Annotated in this window: 15 protein-coding genes; 9 read left to right on the top strand and 6 right to left on the bottom strand. The window is 64.5% G+C overall.

Annotated elements, in window-relative coordinates; all coding sequences use genetic code 11:
* Positions 1–141: 141 nt before the first annotated feature.
* From KUF59_RS16030 to KUF59_RS16010, 5 genes are all read left to right on the top strand, one after another.
* Positions 142–717, top strand: a complete 576-nt coding sequence (locus tag KUF59_RS16030) for a hypothetical protein (protein WP_212457455.1) — start codon at positions 142–144, stop codon at positions 715–717.
* 12 nt (positions 718–729) lie between these two features.
* Positions 730–1,284, top strand: coding sequence for an inner membrane-spanning protein YciB (locus KUF59_RS16025; protein WP_212457456.1), 555 nt, complete (start codon positions 730–732; stop codon positions 1,282–1,284).
* 198 nt (positions 1,285–1,482) lie between these two features.
* On the top strand, positions 1,483–1,779 hold the full coding sequence (locus tag KUF59_RS16020) for a hypothetical protein (protein WP_212457457.1): 297 nt from the start codon (positions 1,483–1,485) through the stop codon (positions 1,777–1,779).
* Positions 1,780–1,801: 22 nt separating this feature from the next.
* Positions 1,802–2,737 carry an SH3 domain-containing protein gene (locus KUF59_RS16015; protein ID WP_212457458.1) on the top strand — a complete coding sequence of 312 codons (936 nt, stop codon included), beginning with the start codon at positions 1,802–1,804 and terminating at the stop codon, positions 2,735–2,737.
* A gap of 245 nt (positions 2,738–2,982) precedes the next feature.
* Positions 2,983–3,981, top strand: a complete 999-nt coding sequence (locus KUF59_RS16010; protein WP_212457459.1) for a DUF3616 domain-containing protein — start codon at positions 2,983–2,985, stop codon at positions 3,979–3,981.
* Between the two features lie 94 nt (positions 3,982–4,075).
* Here KUF59_RS16010 and KUF59_RS16005 read toward each other — a convergent pair whose 3' ends face one another.
* On the bottom strand, positions 4,076–5,731 hold the full coding sequence (locus tag KUF59_RS16005) for a fumarate hydratase (protein WP_212457460.1): 1,656 nt from the start codon (positions 5,729–5,731) through the stop codon (positions 4,076–4,078).
* A 237-nt stretch (positions 5,732–5,968) separates the two neighbouring features.
* Between KUF59_RS16005 and KUF59_RS16000 the strand changes: the two genes are divergently transcribed.
* The 4 genes from KUF59_RS16000 (at position 5,969) to KUF59_RS15985 (ending at position 8,169) form a co-directional block, all read left to right on the top strand.
* Positions 5,969–6,403: a hypothetical protein gene (locus tag KUF59_RS16000; protein WP_212457461.1), complete on the top strand. Its 435-nt coding sequence runs from the start codon at positions 5,969–5,971 to the stop codon at positions 6,401–6,403.
* Between the two features lie 75 nt (positions 6,404–6,478).
* Positions 6,479–6,958, top strand: coding sequence for a hypothetical protein (locus KUF59_RS15995; RefSeq protein ID WP_212457462.1), 480 nt, complete (start codon positions 6,479–6,481; stop codon positions 6,956–6,958).
* Positions 6,959–7,242: 284 nt separating this feature from the next.
* Positions 7,243–7,419 (top strand): hypothetical protein, encoded by a 177-nt coding sequence (locus KUF59_RS15990; RefSeq protein ID WP_212457463.1) that lies wholly within the window; start codon positions 7,243–7,245, stop codon positions 7,417–7,419.
* Between the two features lie 75 nt (positions 7,420–7,494).
* On the top strand, positions 7,495–8,169 hold the full coding sequence (locus KUF59_RS15985; RefSeq protein ID WP_212457464.1) for a methyltransferase family protein: 675 nt from the start codon (positions 7,495–7,497) through the stop codon (positions 8,167–8,169).
* Between the two features lies 1 nt (position 8,170).
* On the opposite strand, the gene KUF59_RS15980 is transcribed toward KUF59_RS15985, so the two are convergent.
* The 5 genes from KUF59_RS15980 to flhB all read right to left on the bottom strand — a co-directional run bounded on the left by KUF59_RS15980 (position 8,171) and on the right by flhB (position 14,848).
* Positions 8,171–8,875, bottom strand: a complete 705-nt coding sequence (locus KUF59_RS15980; RefSeq protein WP_212457465.1) for a glutathione S-transferase — start codon at positions 8,873–8,875, stop codon at positions 8,171–8,173.
* A 141-nt stretch (positions 8,876–9,016) separates the two neighbouring features.
* Positions 9,017–9,643 (bottom strand): lectin, encoded by a 627-nt coding sequence (locus tag KUF59_RS15975; RefSeq protein ID WP_258770013.1) that lies wholly within the window; start codon positions 9,641–9,643, stop codon positions 9,017–9,019.
* 204 nt (positions 9,644–9,847) lie between these two features.
* Positions 9,848–10,813: a Tim44 domain-containing protein gene (locus KUF59_RS15970; RefSeq protein WP_212457467.1), complete on the bottom strand. Its 966-nt coding sequence runs from the start codon at positions 10,811–10,813 to the stop codon at positions 9,848–9,850.
* 210 nt (positions 10,814–11,023) lie between these two features.
* Entirely contained in the window at positions 11,024–13,615 is a 2,592-nt protein-coding gene (gene cckA / locus KUF59_RS15965) for a cell cycle histidine kinase CckA (RefSeq protein ID WP_212457468.1), read from the bottom strand.
* Between the two features lie 120 nt (positions 13,616–13,735).
* Positions 13,736–14,848, bottom strand: coding sequence for a flagellar biosynthesis protein FlhB (gene flhB, locus KUF59_RS15960; protein ID WP_258769670.1), 1,113 nt, complete (start codon positions 14,846–14,848; stop codon positions 13,736–13,738).
* Between the last annotated feature and the right edge of the window lie 4 nt (positions 14,849–14,852).

Raw genomic sequence — 14,852 nt, 5'->3', positions numbered from 1 at the left:
CACTTCCAAGACCTTGATCCATTTGATGTTTTAAACCCTCAATCACACAATTTTGACACTGTAAAGATTTCCCTTGACCCGGCCACGGACCTGAATTATCCATCTTGACACTGTCAAGATTTGCCTGACCCGAGACGTCCCATGGCGATTTTCCTGATCCTTGCCCCCTATGGCGCGTTCACCTTCCTGATGTTCGTGGCATCCGCGCTCGTGAGCGTGTTCACGGCGTCTGCGATCTGCCTCGCAACCATCGCAATCGACCTCTGGTACGGCCGTTCGGTGAAGACGCTGGCCGCGGGCTCCGCGATCATCTTCGCCGCGATCGGCCTCTACCTGCTCCTCGTCGATCCCGCATTCGGTACGCTCGGCGTAAAGGTGTCGATCGACACCGGCATCTTCGTCCTCTCGCTCGGCTCGATGCTGATCCGCCGCCCCTTCACGCTGCAATATGCGATCGAAGCCGTACCGGCCGAGACCGCAGCGATGCCCGGATTCTTGCGCGCCAACTACTACATCACCGCCGCATGGACCGCGGCCGCGCTGCTGATGCTCGCCGCCAATGTCGTGCTGCTCTACGTCCCCGGCCTGCCGATCTGGTCCAGCATTGCGATCGCCTTTGCCGCCCGCAACAGCGCCCTGTATTTCACAAAATGGTATCCCGAGTACCGCAAGATCAAGTACGGTACGCCCCCGAACGCCCTGCCTCACCCGCACTAGACAGGACAGACGATGAAAGACGTATTCCGCCGGCTCGTCTCCGACTTCCTCTCCACCATCGTCTTCCTGGTCATCTATCTCGCGACCGACAACGTCATCCTTGCAACCGCCGTCGCGATCCTCGGCGCCATCGGCCAGGTGGCCTGGTCGCGGTACAAGGGTCAGACGCTGAGCTACATGACCTGGGCAAGCCTTGGCCTCGTCATCGTGCTCGGCAGCCTGACGCTGCTGACCCACGATCCCCGCTTCGTGCTGGCAAAGCCCGCGATCGGACATGTCGCGATCGGCATCATCATGCTCAAGCGCGGCTGGATGCTGCGTTACATGCCGCCGATCGTGAGCGAGACCATTCCGGAATATGTGACGGCTGCCGGCTACGCCTGGTCCGCGCTGATGTTCGTGCTTGCCGCCGGCACGGTTGCGGTTGCGATGACCGGCGACATGAAGCTGTGGGCCTTCTACATCTCGGTGGTTCTGGTCGGCACCAAGCTCGCGGCGTTCGGGATCCAGTACGTCGCCTTCCGCCTCATCGTCGGCAGCCGGATGCGTGCGGCCGCCCGCGCCTGAAGCCCGGTGCTGGCGCACCAGACTTCAGCGTTCGTCTTGACGCGTTTTCCTCACGCGAACCGGTTTCCACTTCGCTCGAAAACGCTACGTTGTGCCTCACCAAAGCGTTAGGCACACCGCGCGAGTTGGGCTATACGCTCGGCTTTGGCCTCGCCGCGGATCATCGCGGACTGCCGGGTAAAAAGTTGGGAGACAGGAATGGCCGTTGACGGAAACTGGAATCTGACACTGACGACGCCGATGGGCGAGCGCCAGACGACGCTAAGCCTGAAGAGCTCCGGCGGCACGCTGACCGGCACGCAAGGCGCCGACGGCGACACGACCGAGATCTTCGACGGTGCTGTCAGTGGCGATGCCGTCAACTGGAAAGTCTCGATCACCAACCCGATGCCGTTGACACTCGAGTTCATCGGCAAGGTCGCCGGCGACAGCATGAGCGGCGAGGCGGGCATCGGTCCGATGGGCAGCTTCCCGTTCACGGGCACGCGGGCCTAGGCTGCCTCTTCCTCATACGACCATGCGCGTTCTCGGTCTCATCGCCGCAGCGGTCCTGTGCGTCGCGACGGCGCGCGCAGGCGACAACGAACCGGCGTGGCGCGCGAGCGCGCTCGCCCTGGTGCCCGCGGGATACGTGGCGGGCGAGGCCTATCGCGCCGACACTGCTGGACTCACCGGCTACCTCGCGGTCGATTCCGCAAGCTCGAACGACCCGAAGACGCCGGCAAGCGTCTTCGCGCCGCGTCAGGTGCTTGTCGTCAAGCTCACAAGTGACGGCACGCGCGCGGTGTCGGCCGAGTTGAAGCCGCGCACCGATCCAGCCCGCGCGACAAGCGATTCCGACGGCGACGGAAGCGAGTACGACAAATCTCACGCCGAGCTTGAGGCGAAGCGCACGACGCTTCCTGACGGCACCGAGCCCTGCGATCTCGGCGCGTGGTCCGTCGACAAGGACCCGAAGGGCCTGAACGTGCGCGCCGGACCGTCGGTGACGGCGCGCGTTCTGGGCACCCTGCCCCCGCCCTATCACCTCAAGATGGGCGGTGCCGAAAACACGCCCGAAGGCGGCTGGCTGACCGAATTCCGCATCATCGGCTTCAAGGACGGCTGGTTCCTGATCGAAGGCGCCAAGCCGCCGGGCAAGGACTACGAGGACGAGAAGAGATATCCGCGCAACGCGCCAAAACCCTATGCAGGGCGCGGCTGGGTCGCCGCCAACAAGGTCGGCGCCTCCTATGCCAACGGCTACACCCGCATGGGCGGATTGTTTACAGCGCCCTTCGTCGACGCCGGATGGCGGCCCGCGCAGCGCGAGCTCGGCGGTACGCTCGATACCGACGGCGGACCGAAGCGCGTTCTCGCCTGCAGCGGCCATTGGGGCCTGGTCGAAAGCCATGACGGCGTGCGGGGCTGGTGGCGGGCGCTGTGCTCCAACCAGGTCACGAACTGCAGCTAGAAGCGTTTTCGAGCGAAGTGGAGACCGGTTCGCGTCAAGAAAACGCGTCAAGACGAGAAGCTCGAGTCCCGTTCCGCCCTCATCGGAACGGGACTCGAGGCGCTCTTCGCGCTGCGGTCTTTGGCCACGGCGCTCAAGCATTCGTGTCGTTGACCGCGACAGGCTTCGGGCGCAGGATCGATGGTGCAACCCAGAATTTTTAGTTGCGACAGATACACCTTAAACCGATCAAAAGGGGAATTTGCATGTCCCTCCCCGCACGCACCCGCATCCGCCCGTTCCTGGCCCTCGCCATCATTGCGCTCGCCACGGCATCGCCTGCTAGCGCCGACATGCTCGAGCCGCAGTCGCCGGCCTGGCAACTGAGCGAGCCGTTCAAGAAGAGCACCGATGCCCGCACCAATCTCAGCGGCGCGGCCTGCGCGACGCCGAAATCCTGTCTCATCGTCAACGACGAGAAGAAATACGCGCAGTTCTTCAAGATCGAGGGCACGACGATCGATCCCGGCAAGGTCATCCGCCTGCTCGGCGATCAGGCGAGCGGCGATCCCGATGCCGAGGGCGCTGCTTACGACGACGGCTATTTCTACGTCATCGGATCGCACGGCCGCAAACGCCATGATCCCAACGACAGCAATCCGACGAGCTATCACGTCTTTCGCATTCCCGTCGACAAGACCACGGGAAAGCCGGCCTTTCCAATCTCGGACGACGAGGTCATCGGCGTCGAGGCATCCGTGACGCGGCTGCGCGGAGCGATCAAGGACGCGCTTCCCGCCGCCTACGACAAGCCGCTGGGCGACAACGGCGCCAACATCGAGGGCATCGCAGTCGCGGACGGACAGATGTATCTCGGCTTCCGCGGGCCCTCCGACGACGGCAAGGCCTACATCCTCGCGGTGGATGCAAAGGCCGTGTTCGCCGAAAGCACGCCGCTGAATGCAGAGCTGAAGACGCTGCCGCTCGGCACGACAGTCGGGATCAGGGACATCGCCGCCGTCTCAGGCGGTCTGCTGCTGTTGACCGGGCCGGTCAACGAGCAACAGATCACGCCTGCGATCGTGTTCTACGATCCCAAAACCGGAACGCTCGGCACCAGCCACCCTCTCAAGGTCGCTGACACCACCGCGAAGGCCGAGACGCTGCTGGTGCTGAGCGACGCCGCGGGACAGCCGTGGCGCGTGCTTGTCATGTTCGACGGGCCGGAGAACGGCGCGCCGGCGGAATACCGCGTGCCGCGCTAAAACCGTTTCCGTTCCGATGAAATCGGAACGGGGCTCTAGCTTTTCTTGAGCATGATCTTTCCGGAAAACCGCTACGCACTTTTCCGGATCATGCTCAGCCCAGGTTCAACTCCTTGAAGAAGTCGTTGCCCTTGTCGTCGATGATGATGAAGGCCGGGAAGTCCACGACCTCGATGCGCCAGATCGCTTCCATGCCGAGCTCGGGATATTCGAGCACCTCGACCTTCTTGATGCAGTGCTCGGCGAGGTTTGCCGCAGCACCACCGATCGAGCCGAGATAGAAGCCGCCATATTTCTTGCAGGCCTCGCGCACGGCAGGCGCGCGATTACCTTTCGCGACCATCACCATCGAGCCGCCGGCGGCCTGGAACTGGTCGACGAAAGAATCCATGCGTCCTGCAGTGGTCGGGCCGAACGCACCGGAGGCGTAGCCTTCCGGCGTCTTGGCGGGACCGGCGTAATAGACCGGGTGGTTCTTGAAATAGTCCGGCAGCGGCTCGCCGCGCTCCAGACGCTCGCGCAGCTTGGCATGCGCGCTATCGCGCGCGACGATCATGGTGCCGGTCATGGAGACCCGCGTCTTGATCGGATAGTTGGAGAAGGTCGCAAGGATGTCCTTCATGGGCTGGTTGAGGTCGATCTTGACCACCTCGCCGCCGAGCGTCTGCTCGACCTGCGGCAAATATTGCGCCGGATTGTGCTCGAGCTCTTCGAGATAGATGCCGTCCTTGGTGATCTTGCCGAGCACCTGGCGATCGGCCGAACAGGACACGCCAAGGCCGATCGGCAGCGAGGCGCCGTGACGCGGCATGCGGATCACGCGCACGTCGTGGCAGAAATATTTGCCGCCGAACTGCGCGCCGACACCGAGCGACTGCGTCATCTTGTGGATTTCCTGCTCCATCTCGACGTCGCGGAAGGCATTACCATCCGGCGAGCCCTGCGTCGGCAGCGCGTCGAGATAGCGCGCGGACGCCAGCTTCACCGTCTTCATGCAGAGCTCGGCCGAGGTGCCGCCGATCACGATCGCAAGGTGATAGGGCGGGCACGCCGCGGTGCCCAGCGTCAGCACTTTTTCCTTCAGGAAGGCGAGCAGCCGGTCCTTGGTGAGCACGGACGGAGTGGCCTGGAACAGAAAGCTCTTGTTGGCGGAGCCGCCGCCCTTCGCCATGAACATGAACTTGTAGGCGTCATCGCCCTCGGCGTAGATCTCGCACTGCGCCGGCATGTTGTTGGCGGTATTCTTCTCCTCGAACATCGACAAGGGTGCGACCTGCGAGTAGCGCAGATTGCGGCGCAAATAGGCATCGCGCGCGCCTTCCGACAGCGCCGCCTCGTCGTCGCCGTCGGTGATGACGTTGCAGCCCTTCTTGCCCATGATGATCGCGGTGCCGGTGTCCTGGCACATCGGCAGCACGCCGCCGGCCGCGATGTTGGCGTTCTTCAAAAAGTCGAGCGCGACGAACTTGTCGTTCGGGCTCGCCTCGCCGTCCTCCAGGATCGCGCGAAGCTGCTTCAGATGACCGGGACGCAGATAGTGGTTGATGTCGCCAAAGGCCGCTTCCGACAGCGCCCGCAGCGCCTCGCGCGACACCACCAGCATGTCCTTGCCGAGCACCTTTTCGACCCGCACGCCTTCGCTCGAGATTTTCTTGTAGGGCGTCTCATCCTTACCCAGCGGGAACAGCGGCGTATGCTTGTAGGGCGGAACGGGCTTTGACGGATCGGGAAAGGCGGTCGGAGCGTTCATGGTCTGGTCTCGGGTTGGGCCGGGTGGGCGCGGCAAAAGGCGCCGAAAAGGGCTGAGGTTTGAACCCTTCTAAGCCCTTTTCCCACAAAGGGAAGGTTTTCGGACGCCCCCCAGCAATCGATTTCGCGAATGCCCCCTGCCCCCGCAAAGGCCCCTCAAAGGTCGTCCCAATCGGCTTCTGCGCTGCCCGAAAAGCACAGGCTTGCCCTCCTGATCGGGCTCGCCGCCCTCGCGCTCATGGAGGCGTTCGACAGCCTGTCCGGCGTGACGCTCCTGTTCGACAACACCATTGAAATCCCCGGTCCCGGCTACAGCGGGTACCTGGCCAAGGCCTTCCTCGCCACGCACCCGGTGCTGGCGCTGACGGCGCTGGTTTTCGCAGCCATTGGGCACATGCGCGGCGCGATCCTCGCGCTCGCGGCCATCACATTCATGGCCTTGCTGAACCTCATGCCTTCAGTCGTCCAGCACGGCTTCGATCTTCCCGGCATGAGCGCCCTGATGACGTCGGCTCAGATCGTCGTCTTCCCGCTGATGGCCGCCGGCGCCATCGCCTGCGCAATCGGCGACCAGCGGCTCGACCTCGCGGTGCTGCTGGTATCAGTTCCTACGCTGGTCAATCTGGTGAACGTGATGGCGTCCGCGCTGGGCGTGACCATCCATGGGTTTTAAGGCCGTTGTTGCGCGCCCGCCCCTTGCATGAGCCCGGCGCACACGCTTTTATACCGGCCGAAGGGGCTTCCTGACATGATTTTGAAACTGAACTTTCGCGGCGCGATCCTCGTCGCCGCCGCAATCTCCGGCCTTGTGGCGTCAGCCGCGCCTGCGCGCGCGGATCAATGCGACGATATCTCAAAACAGCTCGCGCACAACATCGACGGGCTGAAGGTCAACTTCAAGGCGGCCAACATCGTCTACCTCACGCATCCGGCGGCGAAGGAATTGTCGCTTGGCTGCCGCGGCAACGGCCAAAGCTATTCCAACGAGCTCTATGCCAAGGGCGACCGCCGGCCGACGCAGCAGTTCTACGACCTGGTCGGAGCCGCAGCTGCGATCATCTTCACGGTCACGAAGGACGACACCACCACGGGCGCCACGCGCTGCCTGAAGCGCATGGGCATCTTGCGCGGCGACAAGGTGTCGATGCGCTACCGCCGGCTCAACATGGAATGCACGCGCACCAAGACGGACGCGGCGATCTCGATCACGCGCGGCAAGGACGAGTAGCGGGGACGCCACCGCAGCCGCGCACTCCGTCATTGCGAGCGCAGCGAAGCAATCCAGACTGTCACCGCGGCGGGATTCTGGATTGCTTCGCTGCGCTCGCAATGACGTGTGGTGAAGGCGTACGTCTCTTGCTCGCAACGGACCTGGAGCGGCCAGCGGGTTACCCGACCTTCACCATCCGCCCGCGTTCCACACAAATTCGCTCGCATTTTAACGATTCGTTTCAGGGATCCTTGGCGTCCCTCTGGTCAGTCTCACGTGTTTCAATGTGTGAGGTTTGACCAATGAGTGTTTCCAGCGTTGCGCCGCCGCCCATTGTCGTCGTGGTGCCAAGCTATGACACCACCACGAACCAGGCGCAGAACGACCAGGCGCAGAAGGAAGCCGAGAAGGCCTACCAGCCGCCGCCGCCCGCGCCGCTGCCGCCGGGTCAGGGCACGCGGATCGACCAGATCGCCTGAGGCGGGCTTTTCGCCGGAACGCGCCGCATCTTTGCCGGATGCGGCGCTATGATCATGCGGGGAAGGAACCCGCGCATGATCGCAAGACTGCTGTTGCAGAATTCGATCTTCGTCGTCGCGACGGGCGCGCTGCTGTTTGCGGCCGCCGGCACGCTCGATTGGCCGGGCGCGTGGGCGCTCCTCATCACTTCCGCCGTGCTCGGCCCGCTCTGCGGCTGGTGGCTGGCGCGCGTCGATCCGGCGCTGCTCGCCGAACGGTTGCGGCCGATCATCCAGAAGGACCAACCCGTCGCCGACAAGGTCTTCATGACCGCATTCGTGCTGGCGATGCTGGCCTGGCTTATCGCGATGGGATGGGAGCGGCGCCAATCCGTGACCGGCATGTCGCCCGCCTTGCAGGTGCTGGGCCTTGTGCTGTTCCTGCTCTCGACTGCATTCATCCTGTGGGTGTTCCGCGAAAACTCGTTTGCCGCGCCCGTGGTGAAGCTTCAGGCCGAGCGTGCGCAACGCGTGATCTCGAGCGGGCCCTACGCCTATGTCCGCCATCCCATGTACAGCGGCATCATGCTGTTCTTCCTTGGCGTGCCGCTGCTGCTGGGCTCGTGGTGGGGCGTCGCTTTCGTGCCGGCGTTTCTGGCGCTGTTCGCCATTCGCACGCGCATCGAGGAACGCGCACTGATCGCGGGTCTGCCCGGCTATGCCGACTACGCCGCGCGCGTGCGCTATCGTCTATTGCCGGGCGTCTGGTGATTTACGCGTCTAGCTCCTTGTAGCGGCGGAAGATGCCCTGCTCGTTGAAGGCAATGCGGCGCTCGCTCGCAAGATAGGCCTTGATGTTCGGCCGTGCCGCGACGCGGTCATGCAGACCGACAAGTCCCGTGATGTCGGACTCGAAAGCCTTCATGCGCTTTGGAAACGCATAACGTAGGCCGGCGACGATCTGGAACAGCGAGAGATCGACGTAGGTCAGCTTGCGCCCGGTGACGTAGGCGCCGCCATTGCTCTCCAGTAGCCCCTCGAAATAACCGAGATACTTTGGCACGCGCTCGTCCCAGAACTCGGCGGTGCGCTTCTTCGCGGCCGGCCGTGCATCCTCGTAGTAGAGCGAGGGGCCGAGCGGATGATGGGTGTCGTGGACCTCAAGTACGAAGTCGGCGATCGTGAGCTGGAGCTGATGCACCCACAATTTCCCGCCTTCCGTCTTTGGCGCGAGGCCGTGCCGGGCGCCGAGATAGAGCAAAATGTTGGCGGTCTGGCCGATGACGAGCTTGCCGGCTTTGAGGAACGGCGGCGCGAAGGGCGGCGTACCGCGCCCATCCATCAGCTTCATCATCGCCGCCGTGCCGCGCGATCCGCGCGCGACGTCGACATAGGCGGCGCCTGCTTCCTCCAGCGCGAGACGGACATATTCGCCGCGGCCCTGGATCTCAGGCCAGTAGTAGAGTTCGTATTTCATGAGGGAGAACCTATGAACACGTCGCTACAAATGTCGCATGCGGCCCCAGGTTCCGTCATTCCGGGGCGGTCCGAAAGGACCGAACCCGGAATCTCGAGATTCCGGGTTCGATGCTGCGCATCGCCCCGGAATGACTCTCAATCAATTCGCAGCAAAACAGTACAACAGCCCATCGCCGCCCGTGCTCTTGAGGTCGGCCTGCGAGCAGCCGCCTTCTGAGCCGCGCGAGGGATGCGAGCTGTTCCACGATTTTGACGGCTCGTCGTCGCGCAGGCCGCGGCGATCGAAATGGCCGAGCATCGCAGCGCCTTGCGTGCTGCTCGTCCAGTTCTTGCAAGTCCGGTCCTCGCCCGCCGGGAAAGCCGTGCCGTCCGGCTGCGATCCCGTGAGGATGTCGTGGCGGTTCGGCGAGTCACCGGCGCCGTTGGTCCCCTCGCCCTTTTCGCTCAGCCCGGTCTGCTTGGTGAGGTTGTTGGCCGGGCTGTGCAGGTCGGCGACGTCCTTGGCAACGACCACGCCCTTTGCGTTTTGCCAGGGTCCCTTGCCGAGACGGTCGCGCCCATTGATGGCAGGCTTGCCGTCGGCGGCTTGGGTCGAGAGGTAGGCACGCCAGGTTTTAGCGCCGGCACCGGCGGATTGCGCGAGCTTCTGGCATTGTGCGTCGGCACCGTCGAGGCCGCCGAGATCGGCGCCCTTGCCGGGCCCGCTCGAGGTCACGAAAAAGGTCATGTCTGCGGACTGCGTCTGCGCCGACGTCGCCGCAAGCATGGGGACCGTCGACACAGCGAGAGCAAGGCAGAAGGGCTGCACGAATTTGCCGTAGCGGGTCATCTCTTCCTCCGGTTGTCGCTATTCTTGGTTGCTGCCTGACACGAACCCGCCGCAGCCAGCATTATTCCGTGGCGGCTCCGCGGAACAAAAAAGCGCCGTGCGGGAGCACGGCGCTTTCCAGGGTTCACATTGCAGCGGCGATCAGTTGGTCTGCTGGATCGCCGACAGTTCCCAATTGCCGCCGGTCCGACGGGCAAAGGTCCAGACCTCGGTGGCCTCGGTCGGCTGCTCGCTGCCGGCGACGGTCGCGCCGGTGTTGCGGTCGACCGTCTTGTCGGTCAGCGCGAAGCGCAGCGCGACGGTGGCGTAATCGGTCTCGCCCTCGCGCCAGGCTTCCGCCAGGTCGCCCTGCAAGAGCTTCACGTTGGAAACCTTGTTGACGACGTTACGTGCGCGGTTCTCGCTGAGATCCTTCTCGAAATAGGAGACCATTTCGGGCGTCGCGAGCGTGTGCAGCTTGGCCACATCCTCGTTCGACCAGGCCGCCTGGGTCTCGCCGAGCAGGCGCTCGAAGGCCTCGTAATCGGCCGGCTTGATCTCGAGCGGGGCGTTGTTGGCGCCGAAGCCGAAACCGGACAGGCCGCTGCGATAGTTCGTCTGCGCCCCCGGGTCGGGACCGGCGCTCGGGCCGGCATAGGCGGCCTGCGGGGCGTGACGGCGCTGCCACCAGGACATCGCCAGCCGCACGACCAGCACGACGAGCGCGATCTGGATGATCAGGCCGATGATCGAGGACAGGCCGCCGAGACCGCCGAACAGGCCGCCGCCGAACAGCATGCCCAGAAGGCCTGCGCCCAGGAAGCCGGCCGCCAGGCCGCCCATGAAGCCGCCGGCACGGCCGAACAGGCCGCCGCGCGCGGGCGCGGTCGCAGCCGAGTTCATGCCAGCGCCCGGCTGGGTGTAGGTGCGGTTGAACTGCGAGGTCGAGCCCGGCGCGGTCTGCGTCGAGGGCGGCGCGGAATAGGTCCGCGAGCCGCGCGAGCCCGACGAGAAGCCGCCGCCGACGCGGGCGTCGGCAGAGGAGATCGCGAGCGCGGTCGGCAGCGCCAGCGCCAGCATGACGGCGATGGTCTTCACGAAACTGCGGCTACGTTGCGAGAAATTCATGTGCGTTTCCCATTTTTCCCCGACATGGGGAAGTGCCCTTAAGATGGGCACGGCAGCGCAAAAGTGAAGCCACTATCGGAACCCGCGGCTGCGGCCCTCAGTCGCGGGGATGTGGCAAAAGCCCATATTTGGCGGGGGTTTGATAGGGGGCTGGTCGCGGGATACCAGCGGGCTCCCTCGTCATTGCGCTCCTCGCAGTGACGGGCGGCCTCACCCCGACTTCGTCATCGTCTCCTTCACCGCGGCCACGAGTTGGCTGAGCGTGAAGGGCTTTGGCAGGAAGTCGAACTGCTGGCCCTCGGGCAGGCTCTTCTCGAAGGCGTCCTCGGCATAGCCCGAGACGAAGATGAACTTGATGTCGGGGTTTTGCTCGCGCATCGCCTTCAACAGCGTTGGCCCGTCCATCTCCGGCATCACCACGTCGGACACAACGAGGTCGATCGCGCCGCCCTGCTCGTCCAGTACCTCCATCGCCTCGACGCCGTTCTCGGCCTCGACCACGGTGTAGCCGCGCGAACGCAGGCCGCGTGCGTTCAGCGCGCGCAGACCCTCCTCGTCCTCGACGAGTAAAATGGTGCCCTGTCCCGTGAGATCGGTGCGAGGCTTGGCTTCGGCCGCAGGCGCGTCCTTGGCTGCCTCGGTTGTAACAGCGGCAGCGCCGTTGGTCGCCGCAGCCGGCGTCTCGACTTGCGTCTCCGGCTCGGGACGATGCCGGGGCAGGAAGATCTGGAACGATGTGCCCTTGCCCGGCTCGGAATCGACGTAGATGAAACCGCCGGTCTGCTTGACGATACCGTAGACGGTGGAGAGTCCGAGACCGGTGCCCTTGCCCACCTCCTTGGTCGAGAAGAACGGCTCAAAGATCTTGTCGCGGATGTCGGCGGGAATGCCGGTGCCGGTGTCGGAGACCTCGATGCGCACATAGTCGGCGGCCGGCATGCCCTTATAGGCGAGCTTGGCCGACTCGTCCGCAGTCACGTTCGCGGTGCGGATGATCAGCTTGCCGCCATCGGGCATCGCGTCGCGCGCGTTCACCGCGAGGTTGACGATCACCTGCTCGAACTGGGAGACGTCGACCTTGACCGGCCAGAGATCGCGGCCGTGGATGGTCTCGTGCTTGACCTTCTCGCCGATCAGCCGGCGCAGCAGCATGGCGAGATCGGAGAGCGCATCGCCGAGATCGAGCACCTGCGGCCGCAGCGTCTGCCGGCGCGAGAACGCCAGCAGTTGGCGCACCAGGGTCGCAGCCCGCGTCGCGTTCTGCTTGATCTGCATGATGTCCTGGAACGACGGATCGGTCGGCTTGTGCGCGTTCAAGAGGAAGTCGTTCGCCATCATGATGGCTGACAGCACATTGTTGAAGTCGTGCGCGATGCCGCCGGCGAGCTGGCCGACCGTCTCCATCTTCTGCGACTGGTTGATCTGGTTTTCCAGCGCGCGCCGCTCGGTGGTCTCGAGCATGTAGACGATGGCGGCTTCGGTATCGCGCTCGTTCTCCTCCACCGGCGTGACGAAGAACTGGCCCCAGCGCTCCTTCGCCCCTTCCAGCGCGACCTCGACCGGTGCGATGTCGGCCTGGCCTTCGGCCGCCTGGTTGATCGCCGCGATCAAAATGTGCCGGTCGCGCGAATTGACGGCGCGGAAGATCGACTTGCTGGAGCTGTCGAGGCCGAGGCCCTGCCCGAGCTTCGCATAGCGCGCGTTGGCGCGGACCACGTTGCCGCCGCGATCGACGGTCGCGATCGCCATCGGCGTGTGGTCGAAGAAGCGCATGAAGCGCACTTCGGCGGCGCGGTCGGGATCGCTGCGTTCGTCGCGGGCGCGGCTGATCACCAACGTACGCGACGGCCCCGGCACCCCGTCGGCGCCGAAAGCGAGCTTGTGATAGAGCCGCACCGGCATGGACTTGCCGGTGCGCATGCGCAGATCGATGTCGAAGACTTCGGTCTTCACCTCGCCGGGCACCGCCACGATCGAGGTGAGGAGCGAAGCGCCATCGCCGGAGACGATGTCGGTCAGCCTCAGCCCGCCCGAGCCGATCTCGGCAAGGTCGTAGTCGAGCCAGTTCGCCAGCGTCGCATTGACATAGGCGAGCTCCCCCGCCGGGTTGACCGAGAAGAAGCCGCACGGCGCGTGGTCGAGATACTCGATCGCGTGCTGGAGCTCCTGGAACACGTCCTCCTGGCGCTCGCGGTCGCGGGTGATGTCGGCGATCGACCACACCGCATATTTCGCTTCGCGCTTGGCCGTGCCGAGCGGGCGCACGCGCATGCGCAGCCAGCGGCCCTGGCTGCCGTCCACGCCGGAGATGCGCACCTCTTCCTGCTGCCGTTTCCCCTCACGCGCGGCCTTGAGCAGGCGGAACACCGCTTCCGAAACGTCGGGATTGCCGATGAAGACGCGCTCGACGGGTCGGACGTCCTGCGGGCCGGACGCGCCGGTCAGCGTCAGATAGGCGGCGTTGGAATAGACCACATGCCCGCGCGGATCGGTCACCGCGAGTCCGTCAAAGGCATGATCGGAGATGCGGCCGATCACGGGGTCGTCGAGATTGCGATCGGCGAAGCGGATGATGCCGGCAGCAAAGGCGAACAGGTTGAACAGGCCAACCATCGCCAGCACCGCGAGGATGCCGAGGATATAGGGCTGCGCCTGGACCCGCCCGAGCGTCATCAGGCCGACGGCCACCGCCACCAGGGCTGCCGCCACCAGCAGCACCAGCGCAATGCTGCCCGCGCGCTGCGGCGAATCATGCGCCGCGGCAGGCTCGCGTGACAGGTCGTGGTCGGTCTCGGCGGTCATCTCAAGCGGCGCAACCTGTCGGCAGGAAAGGACGCACTGGCGCGCGACCGGGTCCTCCCTGCCTGAATCGGACCCGCGGGCGCAAGGGCAGCAAGGGCGAAACGTACGCTGATTCCCAGTTTACAGCCATTTCCGGTACTTTTCGGGAAGATCCCACCCGCGTCCTGCCGAGAAGCCACGCTTCAGCCGCATGACGTAGCCGATGACCTCGGCGACCGCATGGTAGTGTTCCACGGGGATTTCCTGGTCGATATCGACGGTGGCATAGAGCGCGCGCGCCAGCGGCACGTTCTCGACGATCGGGATGTCGTGGGCGCGGGCGATCTCCCTGATCTTGAAGGCGAGATTGTCGACGCCCTTGGCGACGCAGATCGGCGCCGACATGCCGCGCTCATAGGACAGCGCGATCGAATAGTGGGTCGGGTTGGTGATGATCACCGAGGCCTTGGGAACCGCAGCCATCATGCGCTTCCGCGAGCGCTGCTGGCGCAACTGCCGCAGCTTGCCCTTGATGTGCGGATCGCCTTCGGACTGCTTGAACTCCTCCTTGATCTCCTGGAGCGACATCTTTTGGCGCTGGAACCAGCTTCGGTACTGGAACAGATAATCGGCGATCGCCACGATCGCGAGGGCTGCAACCACCGCGCCCATGAGTTGCACGGTCAGGCTCGTTGTCGCACCCATCATGGCCGCCGGGTCGAGCTTGACCATGGCCTCCATCCGGTGCCGTTCCGGCCACAAGATCATGGTCATGACCGCGCCGAGCGCGATGAGCTTGCCGATACCCTTGAGGAAGTTGGCCGCGGCCTGCTTGCCGAAGATGCGCTTGAAGCCTGCGCCGGGCGAGATCTTGCTGAATTTGGGTTTGAGAGATTCCGCCGACCACACCAGGCGATGCTGCAGCATGTTGCCGGCGATCGCGGCCAGCGCCAGCATCAACAGCGGCACGCCGATCGCAGCGATGACTGCGAGTTCTAGTTGCTGCGTCAGCGCGATCAGGCTCTTGCCGTCGGTCCTGATCATCCAGGAATTGGCGAGCAGATTGCGCATCGGCATCAACAGCCCGCCGCCGATCGAGCCGGAAAAGGTCGAGATCACGAGCGTTGCACCCGCGATCACGAACCAGGTGTTGATCTCCTGACTTTTGGCAACGTCGCCGCGCTCGAGCGCCTCGTCGAGACGCTTTTGTGTCGGATCTTCTGTTTGACTGTCGGGATCGTTGTCTTCCGCCATCGAG

The organism is Bradyrhizobium arachidis, from assembly GCF_024758505.1.
Lineage (GTDB): Bacteria > Pseudomonadota > Alphaproteobacteria > Rhizobiales > Xanthobacteraceae > Bradyrhizobium > Bradyrhizobium manausense_C.
This window is presented reverse-complemented; position numbering and strand designations above follow the sequence as displayed.